The following is a 23,735-nucleotide window of genomic DNA, read 5'->3' on the forward strand; positions in this document are numbered from 1 at the left end:
TCTTTTTCTCTTAACCTTCACGTTTTTTGCTGGCTACAAAGCCTGCTAAAGCTAATGAGGTCATACCAAAGAGGCTAAGGACTGTTGAAGCCAATTCATCTTGACCTGTTTTTGGAAGACCAGTTGCTGGTGTAGCAGCTACTTCTGCTTGACCACCTGTATGATAGGTAACAGCGACTGGTTTGTTTGTTGCCACTTCTTTTGTTTCGCTTGCAGCTGGTTGAGCTGGAGTTACTGGAGTTTCAGGTTGAGGAGTTGGGGTAACAGGAGACACTGGAGCTACAGGATGGACTGGATTTACAGGACTTACCGGATCAACTGGCGCTGGCTGTGGTTGTGGTTCTGGAGTAGGTGTTTCTTCTTCCACTTTTTCCACAAAGGTCTTGTTGCCCAAGATTGAAGCAGACAACTTCTTCCCTGCCTTATTCACATCTTCGATGTATTGGATAAAGACTTCCGTATCTGGATTAATGGCACCGATCAATTTTGTATCACGGAAGACTGAGAATCCATCTCCGCCACCATACAAGAAGTCGTTGATAATTGCCTTGTAGGTCTTGTTGCGATCAATTTCGGTTCCGTCTGCCTTGTAAGCTTTCACGACCTTATATGGATTTTCTTCTGTTGCATCAGCTGGTTTTGTATAGGTGTACTTGATCCCTGCCATTTGCAAGAAGTAGAGCTCTTTTTCATCATATTGTTGGTCCAAAGCTTTGTAGATTTGGTCCCCAGTGATTTCTACTACTTGGAGGATATTTCCAAATGGTTGCACTGCTTGAGCTGCACCCCAAGTTACTGTTCCGTCTGGTTTCACCACGAGGTCTGCACGGATTCCTCCATTATTGGTGAAGGCAAAGTCAACATCTGGATAACCTGATTTTTTGGCAATATCTAGTTGCGCTGCTGTGACCAAATCTCCAACAGCACTTTCTTTTTGTGCATTCAGTTCACGGGTAATATTTTCAGCTTTGTCTGCTGTACCGATTTTTGCTTCTGTTACTTTTTTAACTGTCGCATTGGCATCATCGATGATCGCTTGAACCTTGGCATCTTTTGCTTTGCCTTTCGATGGATCTACAGCAATAATTTTAGCAGTTGGAGCTTTGACAAAGTCAGCTGTATCCGTATCTAGGACCCCACGGACATCCGAGTAAGCTTTCCCTTGAGACGTACCTTGAACGATCAAGGTATTTCCAACCATCCCGTTTGTATATTGGTGGTTGTGACCTGCAAAGACGATATCCACTGAGTTTTCAGGATAGATTTGGTTTAATTTTTTGATCATGTCTGCAGCCGGACCTTCTGCTACACCATTCTTACTAGTGGCAGCAACGTGGGCCAAGACAGCGATCGCATGGACCCCTTGGTCATTTAATTCACGCGCATATTTGGCAATCGATTCTGCTTCATCCAAAACTCGGTATTGTTCATGATTTTTACGCAAAACAAGATTTGGGAATTCTGTCGTAACAACCCCGATAAATCCAACCTTAACGGTCTTGTCATTGACTGGGATTTCTTTGATGGTATAAGGTTTCCAGTCAAATGGGATTTTATTGGTATCTTTGTCAACCAAGTTGGCAATGACAACTTCTTGTTTGGAAGCTTCATGAGGATACTCATCGACGATCTTGTTGAATTGACCAGGTGTTGGGGCTTCTCCCTTCATGATCCGGTTGAATTCACCAAGTCCTTCGTCAAACTCGTGATTACCAAGGGTTCCGTATTCAAAGTTCATTTCATTGAAGACTTTTACAGTTGGTTCATCTTGAAGGAGGGCAGAGTTAGCTGGACTAGCGCCGACCATATCTCCCGCTTGCACACGGATGCTGGCATTAGGCGTTCCTGCATTCTCTGTTTCAAAGTCTTTTTGCGAATCGTTCAAATAGGTTGCCAAAAGCGGGGCTGTTCCTGCGTTTTTCACAGTTTCACCTTCTAAACGAGCTGTCCCTGTTTGTTCCAAGGCACCGTGGAAGTCATTGACGCCCATAAACTGCACGGGCAATTCGTCTGCAAAAACGCTATTGATCGCAAAAACACTAAGACCCGCAGCGACCGCTAGGATACTGCTTTTCAAGATAATTTTTTTCTTCATAGAATACTCCATTTTCTAATGTAGGATACTTCTCCAAAAAGGAGAACGCAGAACAGTTGATTTGCTGCAATCAGCTCTTCCATTTTACTATTTTTTCGTTTTTACTTCAATATTTTCCTGGAAACTCTTACAATTTTATTGGAAAACGCTTGATTTCCGAACATCTATTTTCAGTCTCTTCCTTTTGTTACTTGCTGTTCCTCACAAAAGAGGCTGGGACAAAAGTCCTAGCCTCTCAATTATTTTTGGATTGTCGAGCAAGACGCAGTGGTTGAGTGGGCTCTACTACGCTGATTTCATCAGCTTTTACAGCCCTACTCAACTGTGCGGAGGTGGGACGACGAAATCGAATTCTAACGAATTACCGATTTCTGTCCCACTCTCTTTTCTTATTTATTCACGTTTTCCCATTTCCAGTTTTGAACTTCTGGAATGTCGTCTCCGTTTTCACGGATGTAGTCATGGTGGAAGGCGATTGTTTCATCCATTTGAGCTGCGAATTCAGCTGCTTCTGCTCCAAGAGCTGCATTAGCTGCATCTTGTGCCAAGTGGAAGCGATCCAACTCAGACATCACACGCATATCAAATGGTGTGGTGATATCCCCGTTTTCACGGTAACCATGCACGCGCAAGTTATGGTTGTGACGGTTGAAGAAGATATCACGGATCATGCCTTCGTAACCATGGAAGGCAAAGATGACTGGTTTATCAGTTGTGAAGACTTTGTCAAATTCTTCATCTGAAAGCCCACGCGCATCAACGGATGGGTAACGCAATTTCAAGATGTCGATAACGTTGACAAAGCGGATCTTCAATTCTGGGAAGGCTTTGTGCAAGATTGTAATAGCAGCAAGAGCTTCTAAGTTTGGCTCTGTACCTGCAGCAGCAATAACAAGATCTGGCTCTTCATCTGCTGAAACAGTTGATGCCCAATCGATCACCTTGTATCCTTCACGAACCAATTCTTCTGCTTCAGCTGCTGAGTAGAATTGAGGACGTGGGTGTTTAGAAGAAACGATCAAGTTGATCACATCTTCTCCCTTGAAGGCTTCATCCATTACCGCAAGCAAGCTATTGGTATCTGCTGGCAAGTACTCACGGATGTATTCAGGAGTTTTCTCAGCCAAGTGAGTCAAGATACCTGGATCTTGGTGAGTGTAGCCATTGTGGTCTTGTTGGAAGACCGTTGAAGTTGCAATCAAGTTCAAGGCTGGGTAGTTTTTACGCCATGTTGTATGTGTCTTAGACTTACGCAACCATTTGAAGTGTTGAGTGATCATAGAATCCACAACACGAAGGAAGGATTCGTAAGAGGCGAAGAATCCATGACGACCTGTCAAGACATATCCTTCAAGCATTCCTTCTGCTTGGTGCTCTGACAATTGAGAGTCAATGACACGACCAGCAGGGCTCAAGGCTTCATCGTAGTCTGGTTTCATACGTCCTAACCATTGACGGCTTGTACGAGTGAAGACTTCTTGAAGACGGTTTGATTTGGTTTCGTCTGGACCGAAGATACGGAAGTTATCTGGGTTCGCATCTACCAAGTCTGCCGCATACTTACCAAATTCGATCATGTCTTGAGCCATGATTTCACCTGGTGTGTTAAATTGAAGGGCATGTTTCTTCCAATCAGCTGTGTTCATTGGTTTGATCACACCAGCATTTGTGATTGGGTTCATCGCCATGCGACGGTCACCTTTTGGTGCAATTTCAGCAATTTCCGGAACTAGTTTACCAGTTTCGTCAAACAATTCAGCTGGACGGTAAGATTCCAACCATGAAAGAAGGGCATCGACATGCTCCATGTGGTGAGCATCTACTGGGATTGGAACTTGGTGCGCACGGAATCCACCCTCGATAGGTGTTCCTTCCCATGCTTTTGGACCAGTCCAACCTTTAGGAATACGAGCAATCAAGACAGGGTAAACTGGTTGAGTTGCTTCTTCAGCAGAACCTTTACGAGCTTCTGCTTGGACTTTCTTGATTTCTTCAATTGCTTCGTCTAATTTTTCTGCAAACAAAGCATGAGCTGCTTCGTGGTCGTCAGAAATAGCGGTTACGTCTGCAAAGATTGGTTTCCATCCAAGACCTTCAAAGAAGAGGGCCAATTCTTCGTCTGTTTTGCGTTCGAAGATGGTTGGGTTGTGGATCTTTCCACCATTGAGGTAGAAGATTGGAAGGATCGCCCCATCGTTGACTGGGTTCAAGAAGGTATTTGACAACCAACCAGCCATCAATGGACCTGTTTCTCCTTCACCGTCACCGATAACTGTAGCAGCAATCACATCTGGATTATCCAATACAGCACCTGCAGCGTGAGAAAGGGCATAACCAAGTTCTCCACCTTCGTGGATAGATCCTGGTGTTTCAGGCGCCGCGTGAGAAGCGATTCCTCCTGGGAATGAGAAGATCTTACACAAGTGTTTGAAACCTTCTTCATTTTGTGGGATGTTTGGATTCAATTCAGTATAAGAACCATCTAAGTAAGAGTTCGATACCATTACTTGTCCACCGTGACCTGGTCCTTCAATGTAGAACATATCCAAGTCGTATTTGTTGATGGCACGGTTCAAGTGAGCATAGATAAAGTTTTGCCCTGGTACAGTTCCCCAGTGTCCGATTGGGTGAGCCTTCAAGTCATTTTCAACGACTTTGCGCTTCAACAATGGGTTATCTTTCAAGTACATTTGAGCAGCTGAAATGTAGTTGGCTGCACGCCACCAAGCGTCTACTTTATCCAAGTAAGCTTTGCTGTTATAATCGACAGTCATCTTGTCTCCTCACAATTTCTAGACAGGTCTGTTGAACAACCTGTTCGTTTGATCAATAGTTTAAACAATCTGTTTTCACGACAAACAGATGATATTGAAGAAAATATTCAATATTACTTCTATTCTATCAAGAATTTCCCTTTTTGTACATCAGAAAGTAAGAAAAATATTCTTTGAACGTCAAATTTTAATTTCCCACTAAAGTGGTTCCATTCCCTACAGGGATAGGTTTTAAAAAAAGACTTTGCTGATTTTTGCAAACGAGCAAAGTCCCAAATGAAATGGAGGAGGTTAAATGACTTTTTGACCTTTCTTGTAGACATCTGTCACGAGATTTGTCGCAAAGAAATAGAAGAGATAATCTAGATTAGGTGCATCGTAAATCGTGATGTCTGCCTGTTTGCCAACATCGAAAGAGCCGATTGTTTTAGCACGATCAACTGAATAGGCCGCATTTATGGTCACTGCATTGAGAATTTCTACTGGAGTTAGGCGCATCATGAAGCAACCCAGATGCATGGCAAACTGGAGATTGGCTGTTGGACAAGACCCTGGGTTGCTATCTGTTGTCAGGGTGATGGCCATGCCAGCGTCCAACATCTTACGAGCCGGTGCATAGGTATCTTCCATGAGGCTGAAGGTTGTAGCTGGCAAAAGATTTCCAATCACTTTTGCTGCAGCTAATTTTTGAATGCCTTCATCGGTAATCACCATCAAGTGTTCTGCACTAGTAGATTCCAATTCGGCCGCCACATCCACGCCACCAATGGATTCGATTTCATCGGCATGGATCCGCAGCTTGAAGCCCATCTCCTTAGCTTTTGAAAGAAGATAGCGAGATTCATCTGCTGTAAAGACACCTTTTTCACAGAAGATATCACAGAACTCAGCTAGCTTTTCTTCCTTCACTTTGGGAAGCATTTGCTCCACAATGAGATCTAAATATTCTTGGGAACGGCCCTTGTATTCTATGGGAATCGCATGGGCTGCCATAAAGGTTGATACCAAGTCTATTTGATGATCACGGTCCAGTGCAGCCACAACATCCAACTGGCGTTTTTCAGTTTCCCAATCCAAACCATAGCCACTCTTGGCTTCGACAGTAGTCACCCCATGACGCAACATGTAATCCAACAGTCGTTTGGACTTGTCATAGAGATTTTCAAAAGAAGCTTCCCGTGTCGCCCGAACCGTGCTCAGAATTCCACCGCCTTGGGCGAGGATGTCTAAGTAAGAAACACCCGCTAATTTTTTCGCAAATTCATGTTCCCGACTACCTCCATAGACCAAGTGGGTGTGGCAGTCAATCAGGCCAGGAGTCGCAACTTTTCCTTCACAGGATTTCACTTCCGTATGGTCATCGATCAGTTCAGGGTCTGGTTGACCTGTCCCAACTGCAAGAATCTTTCCATCTTTAATGGCGATATAAGCATCGGAAAGAATTTTTGCCTCTGCCATCTCCTTGCCATAGAGAGGATGACCCAGATCATTCGGACAAAACAATTGGTTAAAGTGGGTTAATAGGATATCAGCAGACATATGAAAACATTCCTTTCTATTTCCATTGTTATTCATTTTACAATTCTACAGGAAAAGCGTCAAAAAAAAGTCAAAAAGTTTTTCCCTCTTTTTTTTTTGCTTTATTAAAAATTATATTTTTTTTTGACTCTTTATTGACGTTTCTTCGATACAATAAAGAAAATATAAATTCACAGTCCAACTATAAGGAGGGTTCTGCTATGTCATTTATAGACGAGAAAGAAATTGCAGCTGCTATGTCTGTCAAACTTGACTTTGATGTCCTACCTGAAAAGGCGACTTTTCAAGAAGGCATCCGTCGTGCACCTGATAGAGGCTTCCGCTTAACGCAAGCTCAGACTGAAATTGCCCTTAAAAATGCTTTGCGTTACATTCCTAAAAAATTCCACCAAGAGTTGATCCCAGAATTTCTGGAAGAACTGAGAACTCGCGGTCGGATCTATGGCTATCGCTTTCGTCCAAAAGATCGGATCTACGGAAAACCAATCGATGAGTACAAAGGAAAATGCACTGCTGCTAAGGCTATGCAGGTCATGATTGACAACAACTTGAGCTTTGAAATTGCCCTTTATCCATATGAATTGGTCACTTATGGGGAAACAGGATCTGTCTGTGCCAACTGGATGCAATACAACTTGATCAAGAAATACTTGGAAGTCATGACAGAAGACCAAACCTTGGTGGTTGAATCTGGTCACCCTCTTGGCCTCTTCAAATCGAAACCAGAAGCTCCTCGTGTCGTCATTACTAACGGTCTCTTGATCGGTGAGTATGACAATATGCGCGACTGGGAAATCGCTGAAGAAATGGGAGTTACCAACTACGGTCAGATGACGGCTGGTGGCTGGATGTACATCGGTCCTCAAGGGATCGTTCACGGTACTTTCAACACCCTTCTTAATGCCGGTCGTCTCAAACTCGGTGTGCCTGATGACGGCGACTTAACTGGTAAACTCTTCATTTCATCTGGTCTCGGTGGTATGAGTGGAGCTCAAGGGAAAGCAGCTGAAATCGCAAAAGCGGTTGCCATCGTTGCAGAAGTGGACCGCTCTCGGATTGAAACCCGTCACTCTCAAGGCTGGATTAGTCAAGTGACAGACAGTGCCGAAGAAGCTGTGAAATTGGCTCAAGCAGCCCTTGAAGCTGGTGAATCAACTTCGATTGCCTACCATGGTAATATCGTAGACTTGCTCGAATATGTCAACGAACACCAAGTCCATGTTCATCTCTTATCTGACCAAACCTCTTGTCACAACGTTTATGATGGTGGCTATTGCCCAGTTGGCATTAGCTTTGAAGAACGGACACGTTTGCTGGCAGAAGACAAAGAAACCTTCCGCCGTTTGGTTGATGAAACCTTGGCTCGTCACTTTGCAGTGATCAAAGCCTTGACAGCTAAAGGTACCTACTTCTTCGACTATGGTAATGCCTTCATGAAATCTGTTTACGACTCAGGCATCAAGGAAATTTCTAAGAATGGCTTGGATGACAAGGATGGCTTCATTTGGCCATCTTATGTAGAAGATATCATGGGACCTATGCTCTTTGACTATGGTTATGGTCCATTCCGTTGGGTCTGCCTCAGCGGTAAACACGAAGACTTGATTGCAACCGACCATGCAGCTATGGAAGCGATCGATCCAACTCGTCGCTACCAAGACCGCGACAACTACAACTGGATTCGCGATGCTGAAAAGAACCAACTGGTGGTTGGTACACAAGCTCGTATTCTCTATCAAGATTGCATGGGCCGTGTCAACATTGCTTTGAAATTCAATGAACTCATTCGCCAAGGCAAGATTGGACCTGTCATGATTGGACGTGACCACCATGACGTATCTGGTACGGATGCTCCATTCCGTGAAACATCAAACATCAAAGATGGTTCGAACGTCACTTGTGACATGGCGGTTCAATGTTACGCTGGTAACGCTGCTCGCGGTATGAGTCTCGTTGCCCTCCACAACGGTGGTGGTACTGGTATCGGTAAAGCCATCAACGGTGGATTTGGTCTCGTTCTAGACGGTAGCCACCGGATCGATGAAATCATCAAGTCTGCCATTGCCTGGGATACCATGGGCGGGGTTGCTCGTCGGAACTGGGCACGGAACGATCATGCTATCGAAACAGCGATCGAGTACAACCGTCTCCATGCAGGAACAGACCACATCACCATTCCTTATCTGGCAGATGAAGATTTGGTCAAAGAAGCCGTTCAAAAATTGTTTTAACATCAAAAAATAAAAACTGAGAAAGGGGAGGAAAATACAAAGACTCCTCCTCCCCAACTTCTCCTATAAAAAGAGGTAATCATATGGCAAAAATTGTTGAGTGTATTCCAAATTTCTCTGAAGGACGCAATCAGGCTGTGATCGACGGATTAGCAGCTACAGCAAAAAGTATTCCAGGTGTTACGTTACTAGACTACTCGTCCGATGCCAGCCACAACCGTAGCGTCTTTACACTCGTTGGGGATGAAGAAAGCATTCAAGAAGTGGCTTTCCAATTGGTGAAATACGCTTCTGAAAACATTGATATGACCAAGCACGAAGGCGAACACCCTCGTATGGGGGCAACAGACGTTTGTCCATTCGTTCCCGTTAAAGATATCACTACAGCTGAATGCGTTGAGATTGCTAACAAAGTAGCCGAACGCATCAATCGTGAATTAGGTATTCCAATCTTCCTTTATGAAGATGCTGCAACTCGCCCAGAACGGAAGAACTTGGCGAAAGTGCGTAAAGGACAATTTGAAGGAATGCCAGAAAAATTGTTGGAAGAAGACTGGAAGCCAGACTACGGTGAACGCAAGATTCACCCAACTGCAGGGGTTACAGCTGTCGGTGTCCGGATGCCACTCGTTGCTTTCAATATCAACCTTGATACAGACGATCTAGAGATTGCCAATAAGATTTCTAAAATCATTCGTGGATCAAGCGGTGGATACAAATACTGTAAAGCGATCGGTGTCATGCTAGAAGATCGCAACATCGCCCAAGTCTCCATCAATATGGTCAACTTGGAACAATTCCCATTGTATCGTGTTGTGGAAACCGTTCGTTTCGAAGCGCAACGCTATGGTGTTCGCATCATCGGAACAGAACTCATTGGACTGGCTCCTGCTAAGGCTTTGATCGACTCTGCTGAATACTACTTACAATTAGAAGACTTTGACTACAGCAAACAAGTCTTGGAAAATCACTTGTTGGGTTAGAAAGGGAGTTCTATGAAACTAGTTGACTTAAGTATTACGGAGTTTGCCAAGGTCCTTGGTTCGGATGCTCCAGCTCCAGGTGGTGGTTCTGCTGCTGCCCTATCCGCTGCAAATGGGATTTCCCTTACAAAAATGGTCTGTGAACTGACCATTGGTAAGAAAAAATACGCTGAATTTGAAGACCACATCAAAGGGGTTCACGAAAAAAGCGCTCAACTCCAAGACCAATTACTAGAAGCCATCGACAAGGATACAGAAGCCTTCAACGTCGTATCAGCTGTCTTTGATCTTCCAAAAGAAACGGAAGAAGAGAAAGCCGCTCGTCGTGAAGCCATGCAAAAAGCTTTGAAACACGCGACAGTATCTCCTTTCTCTATGATGGAGCTCATCGTTGAGGCTCTTGAAACCACCAAAGAAGCTGTTGGCAAGTCCAACACCAATGCGGCTAGTGACCTAGGGGTAGCTGCTCTGAATCTTAAAGCTGGCCTTCAAGGTGCTTGGCTCAATGTCTTGATCAACATTTCAGGAATCAAGGACCAAGACTTCGTCCAAGAATACCATAGCAAGGGACTCGAACTCCTCCAAACCGGTTCTGATCTTGCAGATAACATTTACCAAACCATTTTAGAAAGTCTATCTTAAACCTAGCAAACAAATATAAAGAAAGAAGGGATTCTATGGTTTTATCGGATATTGAAATTGCCAATTCTGTCCAAATGAAGCCCATCACCGATATCGCTGCTGAACTTGGATTGACCGAAGACGATATTTCGCTCTACGGAAAATACAAGGCAAAAATTGATAGCAACCAACTGGAAAAACTCAAGGATAAGGAAGATGGAAAGCTGATCCTCGTGACAGCCATCTCTCCGACACCTGCTGGAGAAGGAAAGACAACCACCTCTGTTGGATTAGTCGATGCTCTCTCAGCTATTGGTGAAAAAGCCGTCATTGCTCTCCGCGAACCTTCTCTTGGCCCGGTCTTTGGGATCAAGGGTGGAGCTGCCGGTGGCGGGTACGCCCAAGTGGTTCCAATGGAAGATATCAACCTTCACTTTACCGGAGACTTCCATGCCATTGGGATTGCCAACAACTTGCTTGCAGCCTTGATTGACAACCATATCCATCACGGCAATGAGTTGGGCATCGATTCTCGTCGCATCACCTGGAAACGGGTGGTCGATATGAACGACCGTCAACTCCGTCATATTGTCGATGGTCTTCAAGGAAAAACAAACGGAGTTCCTCGTGAAGATGGCTTTGACATCACCGTGGCTTCTGAAATCATGGCCATTCTCTGTCTCTCAGAAAATATCCTTGATCTCAAAGAACGTCTTGATCGCATCATTATTGGGTACAACTACCAAGGACAACCGGTCACAGCCAAAGATCTCAAGGCTGGAGGTGCCATGGCAGCTGTCCTCAAAGATGCCATTCATCCAAACTTGGTGCAAACCTTGGAGCATACTCCTGCCATCATCCACGGCGGACCATTTGCCAATATTGCTCATGGCTGTAACAGTGTGCTGGCTACTAAACTAGCCCTCAAATATGCAGACTATGTCGTGACAGAAGCTGGTTTTGGAGCAGACCTCGGTGCTGAAAAATTCATCGATATCAAGTGCCGCATGGCCGGGCTCAAACCTGCTGCCGTTGTCCTCGTCGCAACCATCCGTGCCCTCAAAATGCATGGCGGGGTTGCCAAGGCAGACTTGGCTACTGAAAATGTCCAAGCCGTTATCGATGGTCTACCAAACCTAGACAAACACTTGGCCAACATCCAAGAAGTCTATGGCCTACCTGTGGTCGTCGCCATTAACAAATTCCCACTGGATACAGAGGCTGAACTAGAAGCTGTCTATGAATCTTGTAAGAAACGCCATGTAGATGTGGTCATTTCAGATGTCTGGGCAAATGGTGGAGCTGGCGGCCGTGACTTGGCTGAAAAAGTCATTCAACTGGCTCAAGAAGAAAACCACTTCTCTTATGTCTATGACGAAGAAGACAGCATTGAAACAAAATTGACCAAGATTGTTACCAAAGTCTATGGTGGTAAAGGCATCAGCTTAACACCAGCGGCCAAACGCGAACTGAAAGAATTGGAAGCACTTGGTTTCTCCAACTACCCAATCTGTATGGCCAAAACACAATATTCCTTCTCCGATGATGCCAAGAAGATTGGAGCACCGACAGATTTCACTGTAAAAATCAGTAACCTTAAGGTAGCAGCCGGAGCTGGCTTTATCGTAGCTCTCACTGGTACCATTATGACCATGCCTGGCCTACCTAAAGTTCCTGCCAGTGAAAAGATTGATATCGATGCCCACGGCAATATCACTGGTCTCTTTTAAGAAAGAAGGCGTCCTATGGTGACTCTCCTTCATCTTACCCCCGCAGATTATCAAATTTCTACCTGGTCCGGTGGCCAAACCACCCAACTCTTTCTCTCCCCAGAGGGAGGAAGCTATCCAGATCGGACCTTTGACTTCCGCCTCTCTACTGCAACGGTAGAGGTTGAAAAAAGTAACTTTACCGATCTCACGGGCTACCACCGAATCTTGATGCCCTTGAATGCCTCCATTAGGCTCACCCATCACCATAAAGAAGTGGTTTTGAACCCCTTTCAAAGCTACTTCTTTGATGGGGGAGATCCTGTATCTAGCCAAGGGACTTGTCAAGACTTTAATTTGATTTACAAACCTTCTTATCAGGGGCATATGAGTGCTATATCCCCAAAAGAGAGTGTCAAAAGTCAGAGTCGCTATCAATTGATCTACGCTCTCTGTCCACTAACACTCGAATGGGGAACCAATCATTCTCAAACTCTCCAAACTCACGAGCTCCTGGTGATCGAACAAGCATCTCCTCTTCAAGAGATGACAATCACGTTTTTACCCCATCAGTCTGGGGAGCAACCGATTGCTATCTGGACTGGACTACAATAATGTTCACAAAGGAGAAACATTATGAACGGAGCACATAAACAGTCAATTGAGGAACAAGAAAAAGCGAAATTCAGCTTTAGCGGTGCCACTCTTTACGGTATCAACGCCGTAATCGGATCTGGTATCTTCCTCCTCCCTCAAAAAATTTATTCTGGCCTCGGACCAGCTTCTCTAGCTGTCATGTTCGGAGTTGCCATTCTCGTCATGCTACTATCAGCCTGTCTGGCTGAAACAGCTGGCTACTTCGACAAAAACGGTGGAGCCATGCAATACTCAAAAGCCGCTTTCGGAGACTTCGTTGGCTTTAACGTTGGGATTCTCGGTTGGGCCGTTACTGTTATCGCTTGGGCTGCCATGTTAGCCGGCTTTGCTAAGATCTTCATCATCACCTTCCCAGCATTTGAAGGCTACAACCTTCCGATCAGTATCGGTATGCTGATTCTCTTGAGTCTGATGAACATTGCCGGTCTGAAAACCTCTAAGATGTTTACTCTGACAGCTACTGTTGCAAAATTAATTCCAATTGTCCTCTTCTCACTCTTTGCCATCTTCTTCATTTCCGGTGGCGTGAGCAAAGGCAACTTCACACCTTTCCTTCAATTGGAAAGTGGAACAAACCTCTTCAGTTCTATTTCTAGTACAGCCGTCTACATCTTCTACGGTTTCATCGGATTTGAAACCATGTCTATCGTTGCAGGGGAAATGCGCAACCCTGAAAAGAACGTTCCCCGCGCTATTCTAGGTTCTATTAGTATTGTATCTGTTCTCTACATGTTGATCATCGCTGGAACAATCGCCATGCTTGGTGGTCGCATTATGCAAACCGGTGCACCAGTACAAGACGCATTTGTCGAAATGATTGGCCCTATCGGAGCTCCCCTCGTTTCTTACGGAGCCCTCATTTCAATCGCTGGATTAAACATTGGTGAATCCATCATGGTCCCTCGTTTCGGTGCCGCATTAGCAACTGAAAAACTCTTACCAGAGGGTCTTGGAAAAACAAACTCTAAGAATGCTCCTGTCATTGCCATTATCATTTCTGGTATCTTCGCTTTCTTACTCTTGTTATCTGGCTCTTTTGAATCCTTAGCAACCTTTAGTGTTGTCTTCCGTTTCTTCCAATACATTCCAACAGCTTTGGCAGCCATCAAACTCAGAAAAATGTACCCAGACAAAAAGGTTACCTTCCGAGTACCATTTGGTCCCGTTATCCCAGTTCTAGCCGTTGTGATCAGTATCTTGATGATTGCAGGGGACAACCTAATGAACTTTGTTTGGGGGGCCATCGGTCTCGTGATTGCAAGTGGACTCTACTTTGTTTTCCACGGTGATAAACTACATAAATCGAAAACCCTTCCTCACTAATTTTCTTTACACAGTAGATGGGAACAGAGACGGGAGCGAAGCTCGGTTTTGCTCCCTATCCCATCTAGGACTCCACGAATGTCAAACCTGAGCCCTTTTCTCTATGACTCTTTTCAATTTTTATGATCAATAGACAATGGGCCCATGTTTGGTATTCAAACCGAAGTAAACAACACTACTTCCACAGAACAACTATTCATAATCGGAGGTTTTATATGACTCAATTGATTCATTTAGATGGTAATAGCTTAACACTCGAAGAAGTCATCGCTGTAGCTCGGCACGGTGCCCAATGTGAGCTTGATGAACAAGCCAAAGAAGCCGTTATCGCATCCCGTAAAATCGTTGATGACATTGTCCGGGAAAAACGAGTCGTCTATGGTGTAACCACTGGCTTTGGTTCCCTCTGTAATGTCAGCATCTCTCCAGAAGATACTGTTCAACTGCAAGAAAACCTGATCCGGACTCACTCATCTGGTTTCGGTGATCCACTTCCGGAAGATGCTGTTCGTGCCATCATGCTGATCCGTATCAACTCACTCTTGAAAGGTTATTCTGGCATTCGTCTGTCAACTGTTGAAAAACTGTTAGAATTGCTCAACAAAGGAGTCACTCCTTATATCCCTGAAAAAGGCTCTCTCGGAGCTTCTGGAGACTTAGCACCACTCGCTCATATGGTTTTACCAATGTTGGGTCTTGGACGCGCCTACTACAAAGGAGAACTTCTCAGTGGTCAAGAAGCCTTAGATCGTGCTGGAATTGAAAAGATCCAATTAGCTGCCAAAGAAGGGCTTGCCTTGATCAATGGTACGACTGTCCTAACCGGTATCGGTGCTCTTGCGACTTATGATGGTATCCAATTACTCAAACTCTCTGATATCGCTGGTGCTCTCTCAATGGAAGTTCACAATGGAATTACCAGTCCATTCGAAGAAGACCTTCATTCCATCCGCCCACAAAGTGGACAATTGGCAACTGCTCGCAACATCCGTAACCTTCTTGAAGGAAGCAAGAATACCACTGTTGCGACTCAACAACGGGTACAAGATCCTTATACACTTCGCTGTATCCCTCAAATACATGGAGCCAGCAAGGATTCTATTGCTTACGTAAAAGAAAAAGTTGAAATCGAAATCAACTCTGTCACAGATAACCCAATCATTACCAAAGAAGGACACGTCATCTCAGGAGGTAACTTCCACGGTGAACCAATGGCGCAACCATTTGACTTCTTAGGCATTGCCCTTTCTGAAATTGGGAACGTATCTGAACGTCGGGTGGAACGCTTGGTCAACAGCCAACTCAGTAAATTACCATCCTTCTTGGTCAAACACCCTGGACTCAACTCAGGCTTCATGATTACCCAGTATGCTTGTGCATCCCTTGCATCGGAAAATAAAATTTTGGCTCACCCTGCTAGTGTCGATTCTATTCCATCTTGTGAAAACCAAGAAGATTTCGTCAGCATGGGAACGACTGCCGCTCGTAAAGCAGCAGAAATTCTTAAAAACTCACGTCGCATCGTTGCTACTGAAATCATGGCAGCTTGCCAAGCCTTGGATCTCAAGCCAGAAAATCATGAACTTGGTAAAGGTACAAAACCAGCTTATGAGCTGATTCGTCAAAAACTGAACTTCATTGAATTTGACAAAGATATCGAAATCTTTGAAGAACTTAATAAAGCATCTGCTGTTGTCGAAAGCGAAGAATTCTTAGCAACCATCGAAAAAGCAGTTGACTTAAGCATTCAATACTGATACAGTAAGAATAAAGCAAAACAGAGGCTGGCGATCTTCTCAGCCTCTGCCTGCTTTCAGAAAAATAAGGGAGGCGACAAGCTTGCTCACAAACTACTATCCAATGACCTACAGCTACTACCAAGGTAGCATCGAGGACAATCCCTACACGGCCAAATGGGGAATGGTCACCAAATTTTTAGACCTAAACGACGAGACCCTCACTCCATTTGAGGGTATGACCTTTGGGATCATCGGCTTTAAGAGCGACAAAGGAGTCTATATCAATAATGGGCGTGTAGGAGCAGTCGAGGGTCCTACAGCCATCCGTTCTCAAATCGCTAAACTTCCATGGCACTGGGGAACCAATGTGACAGTGTATGATGTGGGAAATATTGACGGGCCTAACCATTCACTAGAAGAACTCCAAGAAAGTCTCTCACAAGCGATCCAGCGCATGTACCAATTAGGGATCCAACCCATTGTCCTAGGAGGCGGTCACGGAACTGCTTACGGCCACTATCTAGGGATTCAATCCAGTTTAGATAAAGATGAACAACTGGCTGTGATCAATCTGGATGCCCACTTTGATTTGCGACCTTACGACCAAACCGGTCCCAATTCTGGAACAGGTTTTCGTCAAATGGCTGATCATGCTAAAGAAAAAGGTCAGGACTTCCCTTACCTCATCCTGGGGATCCAAGAGCACAATAATAACCTCTTCCTCTTTAATTACGTTGCTAAAACACCAAGCATTGATTTTTTAACTGGCCAAGATCTCTTCCAGATGAGCCACCAAGCCATTCTGGATCGAATCGATCAATTTTTAGAAAACCAAACCGCGATCTATCTGTCTATTGATATGGATTGCTTTGCGGTCGGCTCTGCTCCTGGTGTTAGCGCCATCCAATCGCTTGGTGTCGATCCTAAACTAGCCCTCCTGCTTCTCCAACACATTGCTGCTAGTGGCAAACTAGTCGGATTTGATGTCGTGGAAGTTTCTCCTCCTCATGACATTGATAACCATACTTCAAATCTTGCTGCGACCTTTATCTTTTACTTGACCCAAATATTGGCGCAACAAAAACTGAACTAAGAAGATTTCTACACACGTAAAAAGCATAGAAACACTCATTGCTTGGGTATTTCTATGCTTTTTTCATTTTCAGCACAATGATCTTTGCCTGAAAGGAGGCATGGCCGCTTAGCACTCTCTTATGATTTAGGCAAGAGACACTACAGGTCTTTTAATTTCTTAAGAAACTGGCGATCTCTGTAAGGATTCAAGTGTTGTTCTGCCACCTTCTTGTAGTAATTCTTATCTTCTTTCAAGAAGGTACTCAAGGCAGGAGCGAGCTCTTCTCCCTTCTCCTTTTGATCAGATAAGTAAGCTAATAGATAATGAACCATCCCCTTATCCCGTGAATTAGCAGATGGATTCATCGTCCTTTCTTTTCGAGCCAGATAATCCGCAACCTTCTCCTGATCCCCTTGCTGACAAGCAATCAAGGATTGGTAAAATTCGAGCAATTCTTCCTTCCAAGGGAAACGAACACTGGACAAAATCTTCTGAGCTCTGTCAAAACAGCGGCGAGCTTGGATCAAATCTCCCTTCCAATAATAGGCGATCCCAAGATCAATATCAAAGACGACACGGACGGAATCAACAGCTTGATCCCCCACTAAACGCAGAACCTCTTCTAAGTGGGTGACGGCTACTTGGAAATGACCTCTCACTTGCTCGATTTCAGCGAGGTAGGCCAAAGAAGCCGCAATTTGAATGGCATACTTAGCCTGCATGCTATTGGTCAAACTAAAGCAATCAATGGAGCGATACAGATGCCGGGTTGCCTGCTCCTCATCCCCAACCATCAGGTGATACAAGCCCTTCAAACGCAACTGGATCGCGATGACCTCATGATTATTAGCTTGGATGGCATCTTCCAAAGCTAAATCTGTATAATAGGCCATCTCAGAGATATTTTCCGTTTGAATGCAATAATAAATAATTTGCCGATAACCCTCTAAGAGGAAGTCTAACTGTTTGAGTTCCCGCGCATAGGAGATGACTTTTTGGATATCATGAATCCCCTTTTGATACTCCCCACTTCGAATAAAATAGCGACCTTCTAGGTACAAGTAACGCAGTTGTAAATGCTTGTATTCTCTATCTCTTTGGTGCCTTGAAAAGAGGTTATCTAATTCTTGGCGAATGCGGGATAGCTCTCCAAAAATGTCCAAATGGCTATTTGTACCATCTGATAGGAACCCCTCATCTACCTTGGAATAAATCGGAAACAGCTCATGCTCCAGCTGAAGGATTTCTTCTAAATAGGTCAACTCAAACGATAAGGAGCGCAAGAGATTTTGCGATTGCTTGTATTGGTAGGCAATTTCCTTATAAAGAGGAAGGTCCGTCGAATCTTCTAAAGTTTCTTCCAATTTTTGCGCAATTTGTTGGTGGAAGAGCCGCCGTCTAGCTGGCGAAAGAAGATGGTAAAAGTACATGGCTACCAATTGCTTGCAGAATTGAACCATGAGAGCCTCTCCTTCTTCTACGATTGAGACGATCGCTCTTTCAGATAAAGGCTCGATTAATTCAGTCAAAACAGGAAGCTCTGTAGCGGTCAATTCTGCCAAGATAGACAGGGAGATTGGCTTATGAAAACAAGATAGGTAGTGTAGAAGAGCCTCTTCCTCGCTGCCCATATCCCCAAGCTCCTGAGTAAGATAAGCTTGAATGATATCAGGCAAGGGTTCTAAATTTTCATTTTCTTTCCACTCTTCGATATAGCTGGACAGCAAGAACGGACTGCCTTCACTCCATTCGACCATCTGCTCCATCACTGCCGGCTCTATTGCTCCCAGTTCCCCTTTCAAGAGAGCACGACTTTCACTTGGATCAAAATTGGTCAACTCTAGTTGAGACAGCCTTTTCTCTACCTTCAAGCTCCCCAAGAAGTTGACGAAGGAAGCTGGCAGAGGCTCTTCCGCTGTAAAAATCAGTTGCCATTTCTCCTGGTTTCTTCGCTCCTCTAGTTGTTTCACTTTTTCTAGAGACACTGCATCGATCCACTGGGCGTTTTCAAGCAGGATCAGGAGCGGTTTTTCTTTGCTAAGGCCCTGAAGCTGATTCCATACCGAAATGAGATCATCCTCCTCTTCCAGAAGGGAAATCCCCATCTCATCCCCCAGTTTCTCTAGCGCTTGTCTGAGATCATTCCAGCTGCTTCCTTCGTAGCGCTGACTAGTAGCTTTTCCTTCTACCTTGATAAAGTTAAAACTGCGATTGGACATCAAGACCAACTGCCGCAAGAGACGTTTCTTGCCTGTTCCAGATTGCCCCATCACCAGAAAAGGACCAACCGCTTCACCCGTCTCGACTAAAGAGAGGTATTCCTCGAGTTGCGAGAGTTCTTGTTTCCGACCAAAGAAGGAAAGTTCACGAATATTCAAGCGATTGGTCAGTTTATGAGTTCGTTTGGCTTCCAAAACGGAGTGATAAAGTTCCTCAATCGCTCGACTGGGACGCACACTGAGCTCACGATCCAATAAATCGACCAGCTTATAATAAGTCTCAAAAAATTTTCCTAGCTGGTGATGGAAGCTATAATACTCCATCAAAAGCTGGTAGTTTTTCTCTTCAAATTCATCCAGCTCTACCAAATGATGGAGCAAGAGTTCTATACTAGGATCTGCAAAACCGACCTGCTCAATTTTTTGATAGCAACTTTCGACATAGAGCTTTCTATAAGCATCTCGTTTGCGAGAAGCCCACTGGTCAAAGTCTTCATCATCCTTGACATAGAAGCCCTCTAGAAAGTCTCCCCGATAGAGATCCAAGGCACTTAGTGGATTTCTTTCAAAGAGCTGAACATCCAAAGAAAGACTCAACTCAGGATTAAGAGCCAAACTGCTCCGGCTTGGTGAGACAATGATATCTCCCTCAAAGATTTTATTGGCTTGGTAAACCGTATTCCGTAAGTTTTTGCGAGCTACTTGGTTTTCCTTATCTCCCCAAAGGATACCGGCGATTTCATCACGGTTGACTTGGCCCATGACCGCTAAATAATAAAGCAAGGCCTCCATCTTCGAAAAAGAAAACCGAATAGTTTTCTGATTGAAAACAACCTTAGGGGGTCCAAATAACTTTAACGTGAGATCTTTCTTCATTGCAAGCGCCTCCAAAAACTTCATATTAATACTATAAAAAAAAAGTTGGCTTTTAGCAAGTGATTTATCCAAATAAAAAGAGACTGAGAAATTTTCTTTCTCAATCTCTACACTTCCTACTAAAAGTGTTGATTAATTCACTTCAAAATTCGGTTGATGATCAAATAACGCCTTTGTTGCTTGGTAGACGTGATAAGCGACATCTTCATTGTTCATGGTGTAAAGGTGGACACCTGCCACATCTTGAGTGACCAAATCAACGATTTGATCGACTGCATAGGCAAGTCCTGCTGCTCTGAGTGACTCAGGATCATGCTCATACTTGTCTAGAATGGCTTTAAACTTCCGTGGGATATGAACATTTTCACAAGTCTTAAGGAGACGAAGGGCCTGATTGCGATTGAGAATCGGCATCACTCCTGCATGAATAGGAACATTGATCCCAGCTAAAGTACACTTATCTTGAAAATCATAGAAACGCTCATTGTCAAAGAAAAGTTGAGTGACCAAGCTAGAGCACCCTGCATCTACCTTCTTTTTAAGATTTTGAATATCTGAAATTTGGTTGGGAGAATCTGGGTGTCCCTCAGGATAGCAAGCACCAATCACCTCAAAATGAGGAGCTTCTGTTTTAATAAATTCAATCAGATCTGTTGCATAACGAAAGTCTTTTAAAGGTTCCACACCGGGGATAATATCCCCACGCAGAGCCAAAATCCGATGAACCCCTACTTCATCTAACTCATGAAGAGTATCGGCCACTTTTTCCTTGCTCAAATAGACGGCTGGCAAGTGAGCAATCGTCGGAATAGACAATTCATTTTGAATGTAATTGGCTAAAGCAACCGTCGTCTCTTTGATATTGTATTTATTATTGCTAGCGGTCACACTAATAAAGTGAGGAGCTAGCTCCTGCATATTTGCCAAGGCACGTAAGAGTTTGGCATTGCCTACTTCAGGATTTGGAGGAAAAACTTCAAATGACAGAGACGGTGTGTGTTGTGACATATTCTATCCTTTTCTTTTGTTTTTTTGATCAAGAACTCTGAGCCACTATTTCTAGGATAAGGGAACGATTCGAAAACCCTCTACACGATGATAGAAGGTCCTCGAAACATTTCTTACAAGTGTTCACGCGCTTCTTTAGCAGCATTCACTAGTTTGATCAAGCTTTCTTTTGTTTCTTTAATTCCGCGAGTCTTCAAACCACAGTCAGGGTTGATCCAAACTTTGCCACTTGGTACTTTGGCCAAGATTGCTTCGATGGTGTGATCAATTTCACCGTCTTGTGGGACACGTGGTGAGTGGATATCGTAAACCCCAGGTCCAACTTCTGTTTGGAAGTTTTTGGCTTTCAACTCATCCAAGATTTCAAGGTTTGAACGGCTTGCCTCAAATGAGATAACGTCTGCATCCAAGTTGTCGATAGCAGGGATGATATCTGTAAATTCTGAGTAACACATGTGAGTGTGGATTTGTGTATCTGGCGCTACAGTTGAGTGTACCAAACGGAAGGCTGGAATCGCCCAGTCAAGGTAATCTTCGTACCAGTCGCTACGACGAAGTGGCAATTTCTCACGAAGAGCAGCCTCGTCGATTTGGATGATTTTCACGCCTGCAGCTTCAAGGTCAAGAACTTCATCCTTGATAGCAAGAGCGATTTGAAGAGTAGAATCCTTGATAGAGATATCTTCGCGTGGGAATGACCAGTTAAGAATGGTAACAGGTCCAGTCAACATCCCTTTAACAGGTTTGTCCGTACGACTTTGTGCGTAGCTAGACCATTTGACAGTGATTGGGTTAAGACGAGTCACATCACCCCAGATGATTGGTGGTTTCACCCCACGCATACCGTATGATTGTACCCAACCGTTTTTAGAGAAGAGGTAACCAGACAAGTTTTGACCGAAGTACTCAACCATATCGTTCCGCTCGAATTCACCGTGTACAAGCACGTCAAATCCAACTTCTTCTTGCCATTTGATCCATTCGTCGATCGTTTCAGCAAGGAAGGCATCGTATTCTTCTTGTGTCAATTCACCCTTACGGAAGGCCAAACGTTTGGCACGTACTTCCTTAGTTTGAGGGAAGGATCCGATGGTAGTTGTTGGAAGTGCTGGAAGCTTGAAGGCTTCTTTTTGGATTTCTTCCCGTTCTGCGAAAGCTGGCAAACGAGTGTAGTCTGCTTCTGTCAAAGCTGCGATACGAGCATGAAGTTCAGCATTTGCTCCAACGCGTTCTGTTGCAAAGAGTTCTTTGTTGGCAGCAAGAGCTTCTGCCCCTTGACCATTGCGGATGGCATCCAAGTCACGCAATTCACCCAATTTTTCAACTGCAAAGGCGAAGTGGTTCAAAATAGCTGGTTCAAAATCTTCGTTAGCCGTTGTAAATGGCACATGAAGAAGGGAGCAAGAAGTCGTCAAGACAACCTTTTCAGCTGGAACTTGATCCAAGATTTCCAAGCTCTTTTCATAGTTGTTGCGCCAGATGTTTTTCCCATTGACAATACCTGCATAAAGGGTCTTATCAGCTGGGAAGCCACCTTTCACCAATTCAAGTGTTTTCTTGCCTTCAACAAAGTCAAGACCAATACCATCTACTGGCAAGTTTACAAGGTCATTGTAGACATCACGAACATCACCAAAGTAAGTTTGGATCAAGACTTCAAGACCTTTCTTGTCAGCCAAGAGTTTGTTGTAGAGGTTCAAGAAGAGAGCTTTTTCTTCAGCTGACAAATCTTTGACAAGAGCTGGCTCATCGAGTTGAATACGAGTCGCACCAAGCTCAGCCAATTTGGCAAAGACTTCTTGGTAAGCAGCAACCAAGCTGTCGACGAAGTCCTCATCTTTCACACCATCTTCAAAGTCAGATAATTGAAGGAAAGTGAATGGTCCAACGACTACTGGACGAGTGTTGATCCCCAATTCTTTAGCTTCTTGGTACTCATCAAAAATCTTGTGACCAGCCAATTTCACTTCTGTTGTTTTTTCAAATTTAGGAACGATGTAATGGTAGTTGGTGTTGAACCATTTTTTCATTGGAAGGGCACGTACATCCCCTTTTTCACCTTGGTAACCACGCGCCAAAGCAAAGTATTGTTCAAGGTCTGTCAAATCCAAGTTTTGAACAGATGCAGGTACGACGTTGAAAAGGAAGGCTGCATCAAGGAAATTGTCGTAATGTGAGAAGTCATTTGAAGGAATCTCTGAGATGCCTTGCTCTTTGACAATGTTCCAGTGTTTTGCACGCAAGTCTTTGGCAGCTGCCAAGAGCTCGTCTGCTGAGATTTCTTTTCTAAAGTATTTTTCAGTTGTAAATTTTAATTCACGGAATTCACCCAAACGTGGGAAACCGATAATTGTAGTTGACATGTTGTGTCCTCCAAAAATTCTAATTGACACTATCATATCAGAAGATAGCCATCTTGTATAATTGCTTTTACACGAATTTTGATATAGGCAAAAACTATAACACGGATTTAATAGGCCTTGGGACCAGAGATCAAAAGCAAAAACTAGGACTACTTATAAATATTTCCTATATCCCATGCATCACCGAACCATTTTTGAGCGGATTTCTGAGCGGATTCTGCTAGAAGAACAGTCCCTAAAAAGTAAAGCAGGCCTTCTCAACTGAGAAAGACCTGTGCAAGCATAAACAAATTGCTTCTGTTTACAAATCTAAGAAATTCTATAAAAATGTATTCGTTAGAATGATTCTATCATCTAGTGAAACTTTCCGCCGTGAGAAAAGTGCTAGAAACACTATTGTTTCTAGCACTCGGGAGTTTTGAGAGTAAAACAGTTTGGGAAACTGTTTTAGCCTGAGCCCAGAAATTAAAGAGCGAAGGGGCTCAATACGAATTGAACACGGGCTGCGGATTGTGTCAAAAAG

At 44.1% G+C, this 23,735-nt stretch carries 14 protein-coding genes; 8 read left to right on the forward strand and 6 right to left on the reverse strand.

The window, feature by feature from the left end:
* Positions 1-10: 10 nt before the first annotated feature.
* From HMPREF1195_RS05710 to hutI, 3 genes are all read right to left on the reverse strand, one after another.
* Positions 11-2,095: a surface-anchored 5'-nucleotidase gene (locus tag HMPREF1195_RS05710; RefSeq protein WP_023919027.1), complete on the reverse strand. Its 2,085-nt coding sequence runs from the start codon at positions 2,093-2,095 to the stop codon at positions 11-13.
* A 389-nt stretch (positions 2,096-2,484) separates the two neighbouring features.
* Positions 2,485-4,869 (reverse strand): phosphoketolase family protein, encoded by a 2,385-nt coding sequence (locus HMPREF1195_RS05715; protein WP_023919029.1) that lies wholly within the window; start codon positions 4,867-4,869, stop codon positions 2,485-2,487.
* A 291-nt stretch (positions 4,870-5,160) separates the two neighbouring features.
* The gene (gene hutI / locus HMPREF1195_RS05720; RefSeq protein ID WP_023919031.1) at positions 5,161-6,408 is read right to left on the reverse strand and encodes an imidazolonepropionase; all 1,248 of its coding nucleotides are present in this window, start codon (positions 6,406-6,408) and stop codon (positions 5,161-5,163) included.
* 200 nt (positions 6,409-6,608) lie between these two features.
* Between hutI and HMPREF1195_RS05725 the strand changes: the two genes are divergently transcribed.
* The 8 genes from HMPREF1195_RS05725 (at position 6,609) to hutG (ending at position 16,764) form a co-directional block, all read left to right on the forward strand.
* Positions 6,609-8,639, forward strand: a complete 2,031-nt coding sequence (locus HMPREF1195_RS05725) for a urocanate hydratase (protein WP_023919033.1) — start codon at positions 6,609-6,611, stop codon at positions 8,637-8,639.
* Positions 8,640-8,722: 83 nt separating this feature from the next.
* Entirely contained in the window at positions 8,723-9,622 is a 900-nt protein-coding gene (ftcD, locus tag HMPREF1195_RS05730; RefSeq protein ID WP_003008641.1) for a glutamate formimidoyltransferase, read from the forward strand.
* Positions 9,623-9,634: 12 nt separating this feature from the next.
* Positions 9,635-10,264, forward strand: coding sequence for a cyclodeaminase/cyclohydrolase family protein (locus HMPREF1195_RS05735; protein ID WP_023919035.1), 630 nt, complete (start codon positions 9,635-9,637; stop codon positions 10,262-10,264).
* 35 nt (positions 10,265-10,299) lie between these two features.
* Positions 10,300-11,973 carry a formate--tetrahydrofolate ligase gene (locus HMPREF1195_RS05740; protein WP_023919037.1) on the forward strand — a complete coding sequence of 558 codons (1,674 nt, stop codon included), beginning with the start codon at positions 10,300-10,302 and terminating at the stop codon, positions 11,971-11,973.
* Positions 11,974-11,988: 15 nt separating this feature from the next.
* A complete protein-coding gene (locus tag HMPREF1195_RS05745) occupies positions 11,989-12,567 on the forward strand; it encodes a HutD/Ves family protein (protein ID WP_003013270.1) in 579 nt (192 codons plus the stop codon).
* A gap of 21 nt (positions 12,568-12,588) precedes the next feature.
* Positions 12,589-13,932: an APC family permease gene (locus tag HMPREF1195_RS05750; protein ID WP_003008649.1), complete on the forward strand. Its 1,344-nt coding sequence runs from the start codon at positions 12,589-12,591 to the stop codon at positions 13,930-13,932.
* Between the two features lie 215 nt (positions 13,933-14,147).
* Positions 14,148-15,689, forward strand: a complete 1,542-nt coding sequence (gene hutH / locus HMPREF1195_RS05755; RefSeq protein ID WP_003008651.1) for a histidine ammonia-lyase — start codon at positions 14,148-14,150, stop codon at positions 15,687-15,689.
* An 82-nt stretch (positions 15,690-15,771) separates the two neighbouring features.
* On the forward strand, positions 15,772-16,764 hold the full coding sequence (gene hutG, locus HMPREF1195_RS05760; RefSeq protein WP_023919039.1) for a formimidoylglutamase: 993 nt from the start codon (positions 15,772-15,774) through the stop codon (positions 16,762-16,764).
* Positions 16,765-16,904: 140 nt separating this feature from the next.
* On the opposite strand, the gene HMPREF1195_RS05765 is transcribed toward hutG, so the two are convergent.
* From HMPREF1195_RS05765 to metE, 3 genes are all read right to left on the reverse strand, one after another.
* Positions 16,905-19,841, reverse strand: coding sequence for an ATP-binding protein (locus tag HMPREF1195_RS05765; RefSeq protein ID WP_023919041.1), 2,937 nt, complete (start codon positions 19,839-19,841; stop codon positions 16,905-16,907).
* A gap of 132 nt (positions 19,842-19,973) precedes the next feature.
* Positions 19,974-20,849, reverse strand: coding sequence for a methylenetetrahydrofolate reductase [NAD(P)H] (metF, locus tag HMPREF1195_RS05770; RefSeq protein ID WP_003005168.1), 876 nt, complete (start codon positions 20,847-20,849; stop codon positions 19,974-19,976).
* A gap of 113 nt (positions 20,850-20,962) precedes the next feature.
* A complete protein-coding gene (gene metE, locus HMPREF1195_RS05775; protein ID WP_021153812.1) occupies positions 20,963-23,212 on the reverse strand; it encodes a 5-methyltetrahydropteroyltriglutamate--homocysteine S-methyltransferase in 2,250 nt (749 codons plus the stop codon).
* Positions 23,213-23,735: the final 523 nt, after the last annotated feature.

This window comes from Streptococcus parasanguinis CC87K (assembly GCF_000507765.1).
Taxonomy (GTDB): domain Bacteria; phylum Bacillota; class Bacilli; order Lactobacillales; family Streptococcaceae; genus Streptococcus; species Streptococcus parasanguinis_J.